Source organism: Caloranaerobacter sp. TR13 (assembly GCF_001316435.1).
Taxonomy (GTDB): domain Bacteria; phylum Bacillota; class Clostridia; order Tissierellales; family Thermohalobacteraceae; genus Caloranaerobacter.
In genome coordinates this window covers 17,159-34,534 of record NZ_JXLL01000003.1, presented here as the reverse complement: position 1 = coordinate 34,534, position 17,376 = coordinate 17,159, and the positions used below count along the sequence as shown (strand labels likewise).

Sequence of the window (17,376 nt, the reverse complement as noted above, 5' to 3'; positions counted from 1 at the left end):
CTTAAATAATATAATATCAAAAAAACAACTAAGGGGGGTAACTATGAAGAAGCATATCTCATTTTTACTCGTTTTTTCACTTGTTATTGGTATGTTTATGCCGATGACAGTAGTAAATGCACAGGGAACTGATCCAAACATTATTCTTTATGAAACAATTAGAGACAGTATAATAGGACAAAGTTTGCAAAATACAGATGTAGATTCACTAATATTAGTTGATTCTATACGTACTTTACAAGGAACAGGATTTTTAAGTGGGCTTATTAATGATATAACAAATGTTCTAAATTCAAATGAAAACAATATAGCTTTTAAAAACTTTTTGAAAGATAATTATGAAATAGACAAGGCAAATGTTGATAAGCTTATAAACATATTAAGAGATTGGTCAGATGTTAATTCAAATGATGAAGACATATTTTTAAAGCTATTCACTAGATTAAAGCAAGGGCAAGATTTAGATCCAGTAAATGATAAAGATGTATTAGACTATATAGCAGCTCTAAGAGAAACTGTTACTACTGAAATGAGTAATGTTATTACTAAATGGAACAATGAAGTATTATTAGATAGCAATAGAAAGACTGAATTTGCACTTGAAGTTATAGGTAAGATTTTATCTAATATTAATGCAGAAAAAGACAGCCAAGGTAATTTAGTATTTAGTTTGACAAGCGATACTAATAAGCTTGATCAAGACCTTATAAATATAGAAAATGAATTTTTAAACGATGTAGTTCCAAGATTGAGCACACAAAGTTTTAGCTATGTAGATGCAATTAACGATTGTATCCCAGTTCTAAACCAAGCTGTGCAAGAAGTTATTGATACTACTAGCTTATCTGTTGATGATATGGTAAATTTAATACAAGCTTTAGGAATAAACTATATAGATAACCAAGAATCTATAAGTATTGAAGCTGTATATCATAGACATCTAACTGACTTAGAGATTGTATTGTCAGATGTACCATCAGAACGACCAACAGCATTATCAGTAGATGTTACAAGAACAATAAATGGAGTACTAGATACAGATTTTCAGTGGAATGGTGGAATGTCTAGTTGGGATGAGAATACAAGAACATTGACTATAAATGAGTTAGAGTTAGTTCCTGGTGCAGAGTACAGCGTTACTTATAAAGATACAGAGTCTGGTATAACTATTGAAAATCTTACTCAAATTAACTATACTAACTTAGATATTATTTTTTCAGATGTACCATCAGAAGTACCGACTGCATTATCAGTAGATTTAACAAGAGTTGTAGATGGTGTTGTAGATACTAGTTTTGAATGGAATGGCGGAATGTCTAGTTTTAATGCCGGTACAAAAACTTTAACTATTTATCGTATACCTTATGTAGAAAACGCTGTAGAAGGTCAAACTGTAGTTTATGGTGTATCTTATAAAGGTTCAGAACCTGTATATTCACAGCCAGTTTCTGACCAAGGTTCTTCAGTATCTTTAGAATCAGTATCATATAAGAATTTGACTGACTTAGAGATTATATTGTCAGATGTACCATCAGAACGACCAACAGCATTATCAGTAGATGTTACAAGAACAATAAATGGAGTATTAGATACATCTTTTGCTTGGAATGGTGGAATGTCCAGTTGGGATGCAGCAAATAGAAAATTATCAATCTATGGAATTGATTCTGTAGAAGGTGCAAAATATAGCGTAACTTACAAAGATACAGCTTCAGGAATAAGTGTAGAAAGTGTTACTCAGAATGATTACAATGCAATAGAGATTGTCTTTACAGGTATACCATCAGAAGAACCAACAGCAACATCGGTAGATATAACAAGAACTATAAATGGAGTATTAGATACATCTTTTGCTTGGAATGGTGGTACTTCAGTTTGGTTTGATTTTATTAAAACTCTTAGAATAATAAACATTCCATTGCCTGAACCTACTAGTGTAGACCAAAGCGTTGTATATTCTATTACGTACAATGGAGTTACAATGGATACAGAACCAATATTAGTAAAAGCTGCAGTTAGCAGTAATCCACCAAGTAGTGGTACAACAAAACCTAAGGATTCATCTAGTGATGATACTGATAAATCTGAAGAAACTTTAGTTGAGGTTAATGTACCAGAAGACCCAGAAGAACCTGTAACAGGAACAGTAGGTGAAGAAAGTACAACTGTAGAAGTTAAAGATGGTATGACAAAAGTATCAGTAAAAGAAGAAACTATTGTTTCAGCAATAGAAGATATAGTAAATGCAGTTAAAGAATCAGAAGATGAAAGAAAAGCACAGTTAGTTCTAGAATTAGCTAATACAGAAGATCTAAACTTAAGTGTATCATTGCCAAGTCAAGCAATAACTAAGTTATTAGAAAATAATGTTGATTTGATTATAAAATCTGATGATATTGAATATAATATTCCTGCTGATATGTTAGATAGTAAAGATATACCTGAAGATGCAGTTGTAGAAATAAAATCTAAAGAGTTAAGTGAAGATGAAGTTAAGACTATAAAGGAAACCGCTCAAAAAGAAGGAAATATTGCGAAAGTGCTAGACTTCTCATTAGAAGTAAATACTGAAAAAGAAGTTAAATCTTTAACTAAATTTAATAACTATATTGTAATAAAAATAAATGTTGATGGGCTAGGCGATAAAGACAAGTTAGGAATATATTACTTAAATGAAGAAACAAATGAGCTTGAATTTATTGGTGGTAAAATTAAAGATGGTAAATTAATTATGAAAACAAATCATTTCAGTAAGTATGCTGTTATTGAATCTAATAAACAATTTGCAGATACAGTTAAGCACTGGTCAAAATACTATGTTGAATCAATGGCGGCTAAGCATGTAGTTGATGGATATCCAGATGGAACATTTATGCCTGAGAAAAAGATTACAAGAGCGGAATTTGCTAAAATTGTTGTAAAGGCACTTGAATTAGATTTAGTAAAATATACTGATGGATTTAGTGATGTAACAAGTGATGCATGGTATGCAGATTATATAGCAACAGCAAAAGCAGCTGGGTTAGTAGAAGGATATGAAGATGGAACATTTAAACCAAATCAAGAGATTACTAGATTAGAAATGGCAGCTTTATTGAGTAGAGCAGTTAAAGATGTAGAGTTGACAGAAGATGATATAGAAGCTATTCTTAAAGCTTATGCAGATAATGATGAAATACAAAAATGGGGAAGAGGTTATGCTGCTAAAGTTATTAAGGCAGAGCTTATGATTGGCGTAACACATAATACATTTGTTCCTAATGGAAAGACTACTAGAGCAGAAGCAGCAACTGCTATATATAGGTTGTATAATAGATAGTAAAATATATATGGGGCAAAGGAACGGTACCTTTGTCCCATTTAAATGAAATTTAGGTTCTGGAGTGGATAAAATGAAGAAGGTTTGGGCTTTATTAGCTATAGTAATAGCAATTGCTGGAATTACATATTATTCGTTTAATTATAAGATTGAGGATATACAAAACGTAAAAGATAATATTTCTAAAAGTGAACAAATTAATAACAATAGTGGAGAAAATGTGGATAAAAATGATAATACTCAAGAAGATATAGTGGATAAATCTACTGAACAATCTAGTGAAAATAATGATTCTGAGGATAAAGTTGTAAAACAAGAAGATAAAAAGGAAATAAAAGGAGAAGAAGAAAGTAAAGCAGAAAGTAATAAAAGTGTAGATTCAAACTCTAAAGATAAGAATGTTGTTAAGGAAGATGTTAAAGATAAAACAGTTGAAATAAAAGAAGAAGCTAATAAAGAGGATATTGATGAGAGCAATGAAAATGTAGGTCTAAAAGAAAAAGAAGTTGCTAATGAAGAAACAGATCAGAACTTAGCTATATCTGAGGATAAGATAAGTAATGTTGAAAATTCAGTATCATTAGCAGATAAAGCTAAGGCAGTAAAATTAATTTTAACAAAATTATCTCCATCAGATATTAAGATATTAAAAGATATGTTAAACGGAGGATTAACTGAAGAAGAGAAAAAGAAGGCCATAGAGCTAGCTTATTCTAGGTTTACAGAAGAAGAAATAAAGATAATAAAAGAGTTATACAACAAATATGTGAAAAACTAAAGTCACAATAAAAGGGGTTAGGCTTGAAATATTTCCATTTGAGAAAGGAAATTTTTCAAGCCTGACCCTTATTATATTTAATCAAACCAAATATTTAAAAAATTTAGAAAATTAAGGAGGGATTATTAAATATTTATAGAATAATAGATTAAAGTTTAAATAATGAACAGTTGTTCATATAGTGAACACATGACTTGGAAGAAAGGACGGATTATTATGGATAGTAAAATAACATCAATAGAAAAAACATTTATGATTCTTAAGCGTTTAGCTCATGAGCCTTATGAAATGACTGCACTTGAGTTAAGTGAAGAATTAAAAATAAACAGAAGTACAGTTCATAGAATTTTAAATACCTTAAAAAATCAAATGTTAGTGCTTCAAAATCCATTTAATAAAAAATATTCTTTAGGGCCTGAATGTTATCATATAGGAATTGCTTATTTAAGCAATCAAAGCAATTCTGAACAGATTAGATATATACTTAATGATATTGCAATGGAAACAAAACAATCAGTTGGCTATGCAATGCTTATTGGAGGTAAGATAATCAACATATATGAAATAGAAAATTATCAACCTATAAAGATAGGTTATAGACCAGGAAGTTATTATCCAATTCATTGCGGAGTTTATGGAAAGACTATTATGGCTTTTTATGAGCCAATTGAGGAATTAAGAGAAATAGTTTATTGTTCAGACTTGTATAAAAAAACTCCTTATACTATTACTGATCCGGAAGAATTACTAAAAGAATACGAGAAGATTCGTAAAAATGGTTATGCAATTAGTGATGAAGAGAGTTTGTTAGGGGCAATAGGTATAGGAGCTCCTGTTAGAAATTCTAAAGGAAAAGTTATTGCATGTGTTGGAGCAGCATGTTTAAAAAGCAACTTAGGAGATGGAGAATTAGAATTTATTAAAAATAAAGTTATAGAAGGGGCACAAAAAATTAGCAAATTATTACCTTGAAAGGAGGTGCTTAATAATGATAACTACTTGGAAAGGAGGATGAAAAAAGCAAATGAAAGATCATAAAAGGGGTGAAGATCTTCCATTTGCTATAGTGAAAAACCTACTGAAATATTATAACATTTTTAGAACAAAATCTTCAATTTAAAGTTAATCAGTTAACTAAAAGAAAAAAACTTTAGGAGGGTTTTGAATGTCAGTTAATGTTATTGAGAAAAAGAAATTTAAAGTCCCGCATACTTATGTAATTTTGTTCAGCGTTATTATTATAATGGCTGTGTTGACATATATCATACCAGCAGGTCAATTTGAGAGAGTAAAAGATCCAAATACAGGAAGAACAGTTGTAGATCCAGCATCTTTCCATGTTGTTGAACAAAATCCGACAAAATTATTTGATTTATTTAAAGCAGTACCTAAAGGTATGAAAGATGCTGCTAGTATAGTATTTTTTATCTTTATAGTAGGAGGGGCATTTCAGATAATTACTGCAACTGGTGCTATTGAAGCCGGTATAGGTAAGATTGCATTAGCATTGAAAGGCAAAGAGAAGCTACTTATTCCTATTTTCTTAGTATTATTTTCTATAGCTGGTGGTACATTTGGAATGGCTGAGGAGGCTATCGTCTTTGTTCCAATAGGGATAGCCTTAGCAAGAGCACTAGGTTTCGATGCTATTACTGGTACAGCTATGATAACTTTGGGTGCAGCTTGTGGATTTACTTCAGGTTTTATGAATCCATTTACAGTAGGAGTTGCTCAAGGCATAGCTGAATTACCACTATTTTCAGGTATAGGATTAAGGCTTATTATTTTAGTCTTTATGCTTATAGTTACTGCATGGTATGTTATGAGATATGGAAATATGGTTAAGAAAGATCCATCAAAGAGTATAGTTAGAGAATTAGAATTAGAGGAAAAAGATAAAGTTATAGATTTAACAAACATACCAAAGCTTGAATCAAATCACTATTTAGTACTTTTAGCAGTCGTAGCAGGTTTTGGATTTATAATTTGGGGAGTATTCAAATCTGGATGGTATATTACAGAGATAGGCTCTATGTTTTTAGCAATGGGTATAGTTGGAGGTTTCTTAGGGAAATTAGGACCAAGTAAAATTGCCGAAGAATTTGTAAAAGGGGCTAGATCAATCGTATTTGGAGCTTTGGTTGTTGGTATTGCTAGAGGTATATTGATAGTTATGGAAGATGGTTTAATTATAGATTCTATAATTAATGGGTTAGCTTTAGCTATTAAAAATTTACCTAAATCGATTTCAGTTTTAGGAATGTATGTAGTGCAAGTTATAATTAACTTCTTTATTCCATCTGGTAGTGGACAAGCTGCTGCTACTATGCCAATAATGGCACCATTAGCAGATGTTATTGGAGTAAACAGACAGGTAGCAGTTACAGCTTATCAGTTCGGTGATGGATTTACAAATTCAATTATTCCAACATCAGCAGCTTTAATGGGTGTTCTTTCAATAGCTAAGATTAAATATGAAAAATGGGTAAAATTCTTATGGCCTTTAATGTTGATGTGGTTAGGTTTAGGAGCTATATTCTTGATTATAGCGAATGCTATAAATTATGGACCTTTCTAAAATAACTAAAGAGGTGAATGGCTTGATAGACATAAAAAAATATTTCGAAACAGGAGAGTTAGTAAAGCTTACCCAAGAACTTGTTAGAATACCAAGTCATAAAGATGTAGAGCACAGAGAGAAAGAAGTAGCAGAGTACATATATAATTTTTGTATAGAAAATGGCTTAAAAGCTGAACTTCAACAAGTTGATGGCGAAAGGAAAAACGTTATTGCATACTTAAAAGGAATAGGATATGGAAAAAATCTAATGTTTAATGGTCATACTGATACTGTGCCACCTTATAATATGACAATAGATCCATTTGCAGCTGAAATTAAAGATGAATGCATTTGGGGTAGAGGAACTGTTGATATGAAAGGTGCTATAGCTTGCATGTTAATAACCATGTTAGCAATAAAAAGGTCAGGGATTATTTTAGATGGAGATATTATTTTTACAGGCGTTATTGGTGAAGAAGAAAAAAGTGAAGGGACAGAATATATTGTAAAATCAGGCATTAAAGCTGATGGAGCTATAGTTGGAGAGCCGTCTAATTATGAGTATGCAATTGGTCATAGAGGGCTGGAATGGTTAGAAATAAAGATAAAGGGCAGGGCAGCTCATGGGGGAGTTCCTCACTTAGGTATTAATGCTATTTCTAAAGCAGCTAAACTAATTAACAAAATAGAACAAGAACTATATCCTAAATTAGAAAGTAGATATAATGAATTTATGGGGCCTTCAGTGATGAATTTTGGGGCAATAGAAGGAGGAAGTCAGCCGAGTACAGTAGCTGATTGGTGCTCCATAAAGATAGATAGAAGATATATACCGGGAGAAACAGTTGAATCAGTTATCGGTGAATATCAGGAAATAATAGATAAGCTTAAGAAAGAAGACCCTGATTTTGATGCAGAAATAATTAGAATGCCCAATAATATGTTAACGCTTGATCATCTATATTTAATGACAGATCCTAGTGAACAGATAGTAATATCAACTAAAGAAGCTTTAAAAGAGGTAATAGGAAAAGAACCAGAAATTACTAGAAGAAGAGGATGGACTGATGCGGCACTACTTTCAAATTATGCTAAAATACCTACGGTAGTTTGTGGTCCTGGAGATATTTCCTATTCACATACTAAAAATGAGCATGTTCCAATAAAAGACCTTATTAATATGGTGGACGTGTATTCAAAAATAGCTTTTAAGTTTTGTGGAATTTAAATTATGGCAGGGCACTTTGCCCTGTCTATTATTCCTTAATTTATTTGAATCGAAGATTTTGTTTATTTGACGAATAGCGAATGACCAATGACGATAATTATTGGAGGAATTAATATGAAGGATATTGTTTTAAGACAGATAAACGAGCTAAAAAAGGAGCTTATCGAATTAAGTGAATATATTTATAAAAATCCTGAATTAGGCTATGAAGAGTTTAAATCTAGTAAGGCTCATGTTAAGCTTTTGAAAAAACATGGCTTTAATGTAGAGGAAGAATATATGGGAATAAAAACAGCTTTTAGGGCAGAATTTACTAGTGAAATTAAAGGTCCTACAATTGCATATCTATGTGAATACGATGCTTTGCCAGATATAGGACACGGCTGCGGACATAATCTGTTAGGTACAATAAGTACAGGTGCAGGAATAGTTTTAAGCAAATTTCTCTCTAATATAGGAGGTAAAGTCGTTGTATTTGGAACTCCAGCAGAAGAAACTAGTGGAGCAAAGGTGCATATGGCAGACAAAGGAGCTTTTGATGAAGTAGATATTGCTATGTTAGCACATCCAGCAGATAAGCATTATAAAAGTGGGACTTCTCTTGCTATGGAGGCAATACAATTTACATTTAAAGGGAGATCAGCTCATGCAGCAGCATATCCAGATAAGGGGATTAATGCACTTGATGCAGCAATAAATACATTTAATAATATAAATGCTTTAAGGCAGCATATTAGATCAGATGCTAGAATACATGGTATAATCGTAGAAGGAGGTAGAGCGGCAAATATTGTACCAGAATTAGCTATTGCACAGTTTTATGTAAGAGCTTCAACTAAGTCATATTTAAAAGAATTAAGCTCTAAAGTAAAAAATTGTGCAATGGGTGCAGCTTTAGCAGCTGGAGCACAGTTAGAAATAAGTAATTATGAGGCATCTTATGATGATTTGGTTACAAATAATACATTATCTAATATTTATTGTGAAAAACTTATGGCTATGGGGGTAGAAAATATATATGAATCTAGAGAAAGTTATGGTTCATTAGATATAGGAAATGTTAGCCATGTTTGCCCTACAATACATCCGTATTTTGCAATTACAGACAGAGAATTGGTAGCTCATACAAAAGAATTTGCAGATGCAACTATTACTTCGAAAGCGTATGAAGAAATGTGCAAGACAATAGGGGCATTAGTATTAACAGCAATAGAAGTGATAAAGGATAAAAATCTACTAAAAGCGATTAAAGAAGAATTTGAAAAAACAAGAAGTAATTAATTTTAGATGAGGTGAAACAATGCTTGAAAGCAGAATAAGGGATAAAGAATTATTAAAAAAAGTTACTACTGCAGAAGAAGCTGCACTTCTTATCAAAAATGGTATGACCATAGCTACGAGTGGTTTTACACCTTCTGGTTATCCAAAAGCAGTTCCTTTGGCATTAGCTAAAAGGGTTAAAGATACAAAAGAGGATTTAAAAGTTAATTTAATAACAGGTGCATCGGTAGGAGATGAATTAGATGGAGAATTGGCTAAATTAGGAATAATACACAAAAGACTACCGTACCAAACCCAAAAAGATTGTAGAGAAGGAATAAACTTAGGTAAAATTAAATTTATTGATATGCATCTAAGTCATCTTCCACAATATATTAATTATGACTTTTTAGGTAAAATTGATTTAGCAATAATAGAGGCTGTAGGTATTACAGAAGAAGGTTACATTATACCTTCGACATCTGTAGGAATAACGCCAACAATTGTACAAAAAGCCGAAAAAATTATAGTTGAAATAAATACAAGCCAGCCTTTAGAATTAGAGGGTATGCACGATATATACTTAATTCGAAAGCCACCTTTTAGGCAGCCTATTCCAATTACAAAGGCAGATGATAGAATAGGGTTTAACTATATACCTTTAGAAAAGGAAAAAATAGAGGCAATAGTTATTACAGATATTAAAGATAATGTAAGACCTTTAGCTGAAGTTGATGAAGTAAGCAAAAAAATGGCAGATAATCTAATATCTTTTTTAGAAGAAGAGATAAAATTTGGAAGGATACCAAAAGAAATGTTGCCTTTACAATCAGGGGTAGGTTCAGTTGCTAATGCTGTACTGGCTGGTTTGTTAAAATCTAGATTTGAAAATTTAGAATTTTATACAGAAGTTATTCAAGATTCAGTTTTAGATTTAATTGATGCTGACAAAGTGAAAATAGCATCAGGTACGTCTTTAACACCATCTGAAAAAGGTTTAGTTAAATTTTATAACAATATTAAAAAATATAAAAATAAAGTTATTTTAAGACCTCAAGAAATCAGTAATAACCCAGAAGTTATAAGAAGATTAGGAGTTATTGCAATAAATACTGCTATTGAGGTTGATATATTTGGAAATGTTAATTCAACTAATATATTAGGGTGTAAAATGATGAATGGAATTGGGGGCTCAGGTGATTTTACAAGAAATGCATATATTTCGATTTTTACAACACAATCTATAGCAAAAAGTGGAGATATATCAGCAATTGTTCCGATGGTATCACATTGTGATCATACAGAGCATGATGTCGATGTAATAATAACAGAGCAGGGATTAGCAGATTTACGTGGATTATGTCCCAGAGAGAGAGCTAAATTAATTATAGAAAAATGTGTTCATCCTGATTATAAAGATATGCTCAATGATTATTTCAAAAGAGCTTTAAAAGGAGGCAACTTACATACACCTATTATTTTAAAAGAAGCCTTATCCTGGCATCAAAGATATATAGAAACAGGCAGTATGAAATAAAACTAAGACGGGGTCAGGCTTGAAATATTTCCATTTGAGAAAGGAAATATTTCAAGCCTGACCCCTATCTCTATAGTTATTTAAATATACCAAATGGCTTTCCAACTGGTAAAAATTCTTTTCCGAAATGTCCATTTAAAACTACTGCTGCAGAACCATAGAATGAAAATATTGATATTAAGAACTCTGAATAAGCAGCAAGCTTGTGAGTAGCTTCAGCAGCTATACCAAATGTACTTAATGACAGACCTATAAATAGAAGATCTATTAATACGAAGATAATAAACAATACTTTATTAGTTTCCATTGAACCGATTGTCATATAAATAGAAAAAATAAGATATCCAACAAAAGCAAATCCAAGTTGCTTAACATCTGCATTTGCTGCCATTTTTTCGCCGAAAACTCCTAACTTAATCATCCAAGAAGCTGCTACTGAAAACCAAAAGAATGCATATCCACCAAAAGCTGTAGTACCGAAAATATTATTACGTTTAGAATCATTGATACAAGCAAATAATTGAGCAAATGCGCCTAAGAAAATAGCCCAAGGAACTATAAAAGATACACCACTTGTAAGTCCAAGCTTTTGTGATGAAGCTACAAGAGTTACTAGTGCAAGTCCTAATAAACCGACAGCTGAAGGGTCTGCATTAGTGATTTTCACATTCTGTGTTTGATTATTACTCATTTTCATCCTCCTATACATTTTTTCTTGTTAATGTAAAAAGACAATTTCTACATTAATTTACTAAAATATTAGTCAAAAGTCAAGGTTTTATGTCGAAAATCGACGAATGATTAAGATGGAGGCAATAAATTTAGCTTGTTGCCTCTGATTTTATTTTGAGTATAAAGTTATTAAGGTTGAGCAAAATAAAAATACAAGATTAAACTAGATTTGGAGTGGATAAGATGAGGAAAATTTGGACATTATTAGCTGTAATAATGTTAATTTTAGGAATTACATATAATTCGTTAGATTTAAAGGTACAAGAAAAAGAAAGGGTAGATTTGTATGATATTATAAAAGATATGCAAATTGATAACAGTAGTGGACAAAATGTGGATAATATTAAGAATACTCAGACAGATGCTGTGGATAAATCTGTTAAGAAACTTGATGATAATAATGACTTCAAGGACGCAGTTGTAAAGCAACAGAATAAGAAAGTAACAGAAGAGAAAGAAGAGAAATCAGCAGAAAGCATTAAAAACGTAGATACAATTACTAAAGATAAAAATGTTGTTAATGAAGATACTAAAAAGAAAGATACTAAAGAAAAAATAAATGAAGAATTTGCAAAAGAGAAAAATGAGAATGTAGTTGAGAAAGAAATAAATACTCAGAAAGAAGAAAATAACGATGTTGTAGAAAGTTTAGCTATATTTCAGGATTTAATAAGTATTATTGAAAATTCAGCATTATTAGATGGTGAAATTGAAGCATTAAAGCTTATTTTGTCTAAACTGACTCCATCAGATATTAGTATGTTAAAAGATATGCTAAATGATGGATTAACCAAAGAGGAAAAAGAAAAAATTATGGAACTAACAAGTTCTAGATTTTCAGAGCAAGAAATAGAATTCATAAATAAACTTTATGATAAATACATGAAATAGACAACGAACTGAACTCGTTGTCTTTGTTTATTTATTATTTATTTTAAAAAAGATTTATAATTCTTATATATGTTATAATAAAATAGATGCTAGAAGATATTAAGGAGGGAATACTGATGCTTACAAATATTGATATTCAAAAAATTATTCCACATAGATATCCCTTTCTTTTAGTTGATAAGATTATCGAAATAGAAGAAGGTAAAAAGGCAGTAGGAATAAAAAATGTAACTATAAATGAACCTTTCTTTCAAGGACACTTTCCAGGTAATCCTATAATGCCAGGAGTACTTATTGTGGAAGCTATGGCTCAGGTTGGGGCAGTAGCAGTGTTAAGTCTTGAGGAAAACAAGGATAAATTAGCCGTATTTACAGGAATAGATAAGGTTAGATTTAAAAAACAGGTAAAACCAGGAGATACATTGAGAATGGAAGTTGAGCTTATTGCGTTAAGAAGAGGTATAGGCAAAGCAGAAGCAGTTGCCTATGTAGGTGATGAAGTAGCTTGTAAGGGAACATTGATGTTTGGTCTAGTGGATAATGAATAATCCTAAGTTTAATTACATTAATTTAGATGGGAGGAGCTAAGGCATATGTATCCATTGAAGTTTGAAAATATCTATTTTGAAAAAATATGGGGAGGAAGAGATTTAGAAAATTTCAGAGATAATTTGCCAGATGGCAATATAGGTGAAAGCTGGGATGTAGCTTGTCATAAAAATGGTATGAGTGTAGTTTCAAATGGTGAGTTTAAAGGTATGAAACTCGATGAATTAATAAAACTTAAAGGTTCTGAGATTATTGGTACTAAGATATCTGAAGAATGGTTCCCATTATTAATAAAGTTTATTAATGCTAGAGACAAGCTTTCTGTTCAAGTTCATCCAGATGATGAGTATGGTATGAAGGTTGAAGGCGAAATGGGTAAAACAGAAGTGTGGTATGTTGTTGAAGCTTTTGAAGGGGCAAATTTAGTAGTGGGAACAAAGGACTGTACTAAGCATGAGTTTAGAAAAGCTATTGAAACTGGTGAGCTTGATAAATATTTAAATAGAATACCTGTAAAAAAAGGTGATGTATATTTTGTAAAAAGTGGACTAATACATGCAATTGGCGAAGGTGTAATAATTGCAGAAATTCAGCAAAATAGCGATACAACTTATAGAGTATATGACTACAACAGAGGTAGAGAACTACATATCGATAAGGCATTAGATGTAGTAGATTTAAGTTTAGAAGGTAGAAGAAGTGAAGGGCTTAAAATAGAAAGAGAAGGATATACTAAAACATATTACTGTTTATGCAAAGATTTTTCACTTGAATTATATGATGTTTTTGATTCATTTGAAGAATGCAGTGATGAAGAAAGATTTTTCATATTTACTTGCGTAGAAGGAGAAGGAGAAATTATATACAAAGATGGTATAGAGAAGATTAAAAAAGGAGATAGTTTACTTATACCAGCAAGTTTAGGCGAATATAAATTTAGTGGCAGAATGAAGGTTTTAAAAAGTTATGTTCCAGATGTAGAAAAGGTAGAAAAAGAAGTATTAGAAGTAGTAAAGCGTTAATAGGGGGCTGAAAGCCCCTTTTTTATTGTAACATTTTCAGTTAAATTACATAAAATAATTACTAAATGATAATGAAATTCAATTGCGAGGGGTGAAGATTATGTGTGGAATTGCCGGATGGGTAAATATCAAAAGAAGCCTTATAAAAGAGAGAGAACTTATCAAAAAAATGACTAATACTCTAGTTAATAGAGGTCCAGATGATTTTGGCATATATATATCTGAAAATGCTTTATTAGGGCATCGCCGTCTAATAGTAATAGATCCTGAAGGTGGAGCTCAACCAATGATAAGACAATTAGGAGACAACAAATATACAATCGTATATAATGGAGAATTATACAATACAGATGAAGTTAGAAAAAAACTACAAGCAAAAGGATATCATTTTAAATCATATTCTGATACTGAGGTTTTATTGGTTTCATATATTGAGTGGGGAGCAGATTGCTTAAAGTATATTAATGGTATTTTTGCATTTGGTATATGGGATGAAAAAAATAAGCAGTTGTTCTTAGCTAGAGACCCTCTTGGGGTAAAACCTCTATTTTATGCATTTAAAGATGATTCTCTACTTTTTGCTTCAGAGATAAAGGCACTATTAGAACATCCTTTAGTAGAACCAATTATAGATAATGAAGGATTGATGGAAATCTTTGGCTTAGGACCTGCAAGATCTTTAGGTAATGGTGTCTTTAAAGATGTAAAAGAAATTCCTCCAGCTCACTATTTAATGTTTAATTTTTTCGGCATAAAGTTAAAAGAATATTGGAAATTAGAGTGCAAACCTCATATAGAGAATTTAGATACAACAGTAGAACATACAAGAACTCTTTTGATAGATGCAATAGAAAGGCAAACAATATCTGATGTTCCTGTTTGTACTTTCCTATCAGGAGGATTAGATTCAAGTGCTATTTCAGCTATTGTGGCTAATACGTTCAAAAAACAGGGGAGAGGAAGGTTAAATACATTTTCAATAGATTATACAGATAACAATATATATTTTAGACCTAATGAATATCAGCCCAATTCAGATAGTATATGGGTTAAAAAAATGTCGGAGTTTATTGGCAGTAATCATCATAACGTAGTGATAGACAATTTACAATTAGCATCAGCTTTAAAAGAAGCAGTGAAAGCAAATGATTTACCTGGTATGGCAGATATAGACTCATCTTTATATTTATTTTGCAAAGAAGTAAAAAGAGAGGCTACAGTAGCTCTTTCTGGAGAATGTGCTGATGAGGTATTTGGAGGTTATCCATGGTATAGAAGGGCAGAAGATATTAATGCTAATACTTTTCCATGGTCTAAATCTATTAAAGAGCGTAAAGGTATTATGTCTAAAGAATTTAGAAAACTACCTTTAGAAGAGTATGTTGCACAAAGATATGAAGACACATTAAAGCAAGTACCAAGGCTTGAAGGAGAAACTCAAGAAGAACATCGAATGAGAGAGCTTTTCTACTTAAATATTAAATGGTTTATGATTACACTGCTTAATAGAAAGGACCGTATGAGTATGGCTAACAGTTTAGAGGTTAGAGTTCCATTTGCGGATTACAGACTTGTAGAATATGCATTTAATATTCCTTGGAAAATGAAATACTGTGATGGAATAGAGAAAGGACTTTTAAGAAGGGCTTTAAAGGGAATTTTACCTGATGATATTTTATTGAGAAGAAAAAGTCCGTATCCTAAAACTCATAATCCTGCTTATTCAAAAGCAGTACAAGAGTGGATGAGAGAAATCCTACAGGATAAAAAATCTCCTATTTTACAATTTATCGATGTAGATAAGGTTACTGAAATAGTGGAAACAGAAGGGAAATCATTTAAAAAGCCTTGGTTTGGTCAGTTGATGACAGGTCCTCAATTAATTGCATATTTAATCCAAATAGATTATTGGATGAGAGAATATAATGTGAGGTATGTTGCAAAGTAGGAAAGGGGGATTATTATGAGTCATGACTATGACAGACAATATGTACTTGAAAAGGCTAGAGAGTTAGGCGTAGAATTTATTCATCTTCAATTTACTGATATTTTTGGAGTTTTAAAAAGTGTAGCTATTACTATAGAACAGTTAGAAGAAGCTTTGAATGATGAAATAATGTTTGATGGTTCTTCTATAGATGGATTTGTAAGAATTGAAGAATCTGATATGTATCTAAAGCCTGACCCTTCAACATTTGTGGTTTTTCCATGGGTAACTAAGACTAAGGAAGCAAGATTTATATGTGATGTGTACGATAAAGATGGAAATCCGTTTGAAGGCTGTCCAAGGAATACGCTGAAAAAGGTATTAAGAGAAGCAGAAAAAATGGGATATACATTTAATGTAGGTCCTGAGTGTGAGTTTTTCCTTTTCCATACAGATCAAAAGGGTAAACCAACTCTCATAACCCATGATAATGCAGGGTATTTTGACCTTGCACCAGTAGATTTAGGAGAGAATGCACGAAGAGATATGGTTTTAACTCTAAAACAAATGGGATTTGAAATAGAAGCTTCTCATCATGAGGTGGCCCCTGGACAGCATGAAATTGATTTTAAATATGATAATGCACTAACAACAGCTGATAATATTATGACTTTTAAGATGGTAGTAAGAATAATTGCTCAGCGTCATGGGCTTCACGCAACATTTATGCCTAAACCCATATATGGAATAAATGGCTCAGGTATGCATACTAATATGTCACTTTTTACTTTAGATGGTAAAAATGTTTTTTATGATGAAAATGATGAGCTTCAGCTCTCTAAAGAAGCATATTATTTTCTTGGAGGTATATTAAGACATGCTAAAGCATTTACAGCTATAACTAATCCTACTATTAATTCGTATAAAAGATTAGTTCCTGGATATGAAGCTCCAGTCTATGTTGCATGGTCAACTAGTAACAGAAGTCCTCTTGTAAGAGTTCCAGCAAAAAGGGGTAATTCTACAAGATTTGAACTTAGAAGTCCTGACCCATCTGCAAATCCTTATTTAGCTTTAGCGGTTATTCTAAAAGCTGGTTTAGATGGTATAAAGAATAAAATTGAGCCTCCTAAAGCAGTTAACAGCAACATTTATAATATGGACCAAGAAGAGAGAGTAAAGAAAGAAATAGCTAGCTTGCCGTCAAATATTATGGATGCTCTAGATGAACTTTCTAAGAATGAGATAATAAAATCAGCTTTGGGAAAACATATTTATAGTAGATTTGTAGAAGCTGTTACACTTGAATGGAATGAATATAAGGCTTATGTTTCACAATGGGAGATAGAAAAATACCTTACAAAGTTTTAATTTAGAGATATATTTATATGAAAAATAAATTTTTAATAAAATAAGAGCATCGTTTTGGTGCTCTTATTTTTTGAAAAAACATTCCTTTCTTGGTTGTTTTAGTTTTATGCCAAGAAAAGGAATTTTTCTGTCTAAAGGAGGGTATTATACACTTTATAAGTATTCACTTATATGTTTTATAATATCATATTATTTTACTAAT

Annotated in this window: 13 protein-coding genes; 12 read left to right on the top strand and 1 reads right to left on the bottom strand. The window is 31.5% G+C overall.

The window, feature by feature from the left end; genetic code table 11:
* Positions 1–43: 43 nt before the first annotated feature.
* The 7 genes from TR13x_RS04530 (at position 44) to TR13x_RS04500 (ending at position 10,682) form a co-directional block, all read left to right on the top strand.
* The gene (locus tag TR13x_RS04530) at positions 44–3,319 is read left to right on the top strand and encodes an S-layer homology domain-containing protein (RefSeq protein ID WP_054870718.1); all 3,276 of its coding nucleotides are present in this window, start codon (positions 44–46) and stop codon (positions 3,317–3,319) included.
* A gap of 73 nt (positions 3,320–3,392) precedes the next feature.
* Positions 3,393–4,097 (top strand): hypothetical protein, encoded by a 705-nt coding sequence (locus TR13x_RS04525; protein ID WP_054870717.1) that lies wholly within the window; start codon positions 3,393–3,395, stop codon positions 4,095–4,097.
* Between the two features lie 216 nt (positions 4,098–4,313).
* Complete coding sequence (locus TR13x_RS04520) at positions 4,314–5,069, top strand: IclR family transcriptional regulator (protein ID WP_054870716.1); 756 nt, start codon at positions 4,314–4,316, stop codon at positions 5,067–5,069.
* A gap of 193 nt (positions 5,070–5,262) precedes the next feature.
* On the top strand, positions 5,263–6,675 hold the full coding sequence (locus TR13x_RS04515) for a YfcC family protein (RefSeq protein WP_054870715.1): 1,413 nt from the start codon (positions 5,263–5,265) through the stop codon (positions 6,673–6,675).
* Between the two features lie 13 nt (positions 6,676–6,688).
* A complete protein-coding gene (locus TR13x_RS04510; protein ID WP_242851723.1) occupies positions 6,689–7,885 on the top strand; it encodes a M20 family metallopeptidase in 1,197 nt (398 codons plus the stop codon).
* 114 nt (positions 7,886–7,999) lie between these two features.
* Positions 8,000–9,166, top strand: coding sequence for a M20 family metallopeptidase (locus TR13x_RS04505; RefSeq protein ID WP_054870713.1), 1,167 nt, complete (start codon positions 8,000–8,002; stop codon positions 9,164–9,166).
* A gap of 19 nt (positions 9,167–9,185) precedes the next feature.
* A complete protein-coding gene (locus TR13x_RS04500) occupies positions 9,186–10,682 on the top strand; it encodes an acetyl-CoA hydrolase/transferase family protein (protein WP_054870712.1) in 1,497 nt (498 codons plus the stop codon).
* A gap of 76 nt (positions 10,683–10,758) precedes the next feature.
* Here the strand turns inward: TR13x_RS04500 and TR13x_RS04495 are convergent, their stop codons facing one another.
* The gene (locus TR13x_RS04495; RefSeq protein WP_054870711.1) at positions 10,759–11,373 is read right to left on the bottom strand and encodes an acetate uptake transporter; all 615 of its coding nucleotides are present in this window, start codon (positions 11,371–11,373) and stop codon (positions 10,759–10,761) included.
* Positions 11,374–11,597: 224 nt separating this feature from the next.
* Here TR13x_RS04495 and TR13x_RS04490 point away from each other — a divergent pair, with 224 nt between their 5' ends.
* From TR13x_RS04490 to glnA, 5 genes are all read left to right on the top strand, one after another.
* Positions 11,598–12,305: a hypothetical protein gene (locus TR13x_RS04490; RefSeq protein WP_054870710.1), complete on the top strand. Its 708-nt coding sequence runs from the start codon at positions 11,598–11,600 to the stop codon at positions 12,303–12,305.
* A 116-nt stretch (positions 12,306–12,421) separates the two neighbouring features.
* Positions 12,422–12,853: a 3-hydroxyacyl-ACP dehydratase FabZ gene (fabZ, locus tag TR13x_RS04485; protein WP_054870709.1), complete on the top strand. Its 432-nt coding sequence runs from the start codon at positions 12,422–12,424 to the stop codon at positions 12,851–12,853.
* A 45-nt stretch (positions 12,854–12,898) separates the two neighbouring features.
* Positions 12,899–13,876 (top strand): type I phosphomannose isomerase catalytic subunit, encoded by a 978-nt coding sequence (locus tag TR13x_RS04480; RefSeq protein WP_054870708.1) that lies wholly within the window; start codon positions 12,899–12,901, stop codon positions 13,874–13,876.
* A gap of 100 nt (positions 13,877–13,976) precedes the next feature.
* Positions 13,977–15,824 (top strand): asparagine synthase (glutamine-hydrolyzing), encoded by a 1,848-nt coding sequence (gene asnB / locus TR13x_RS04475; RefSeq protein WP_054870707.1) that lies wholly within the window; start codon positions 13,977–13,979, stop codon positions 15,822–15,824.
* A gap of 15 nt (positions 15,825–15,839) precedes the next feature.
* Positions 15,840–17,174 carry a type I glutamate--ammonia ligase gene (gene glnA, locus TR13x_RS04470; protein ID WP_054870706.1) on the top strand — a complete coding sequence of 445 codons (1,335 nt, stop codon included), beginning with the start codon at positions 15,840–15,842 and terminating at the stop codon, positions 17,172–17,174.
* Positions 17,175–17,376: the final 202 nt, after the last annotated feature.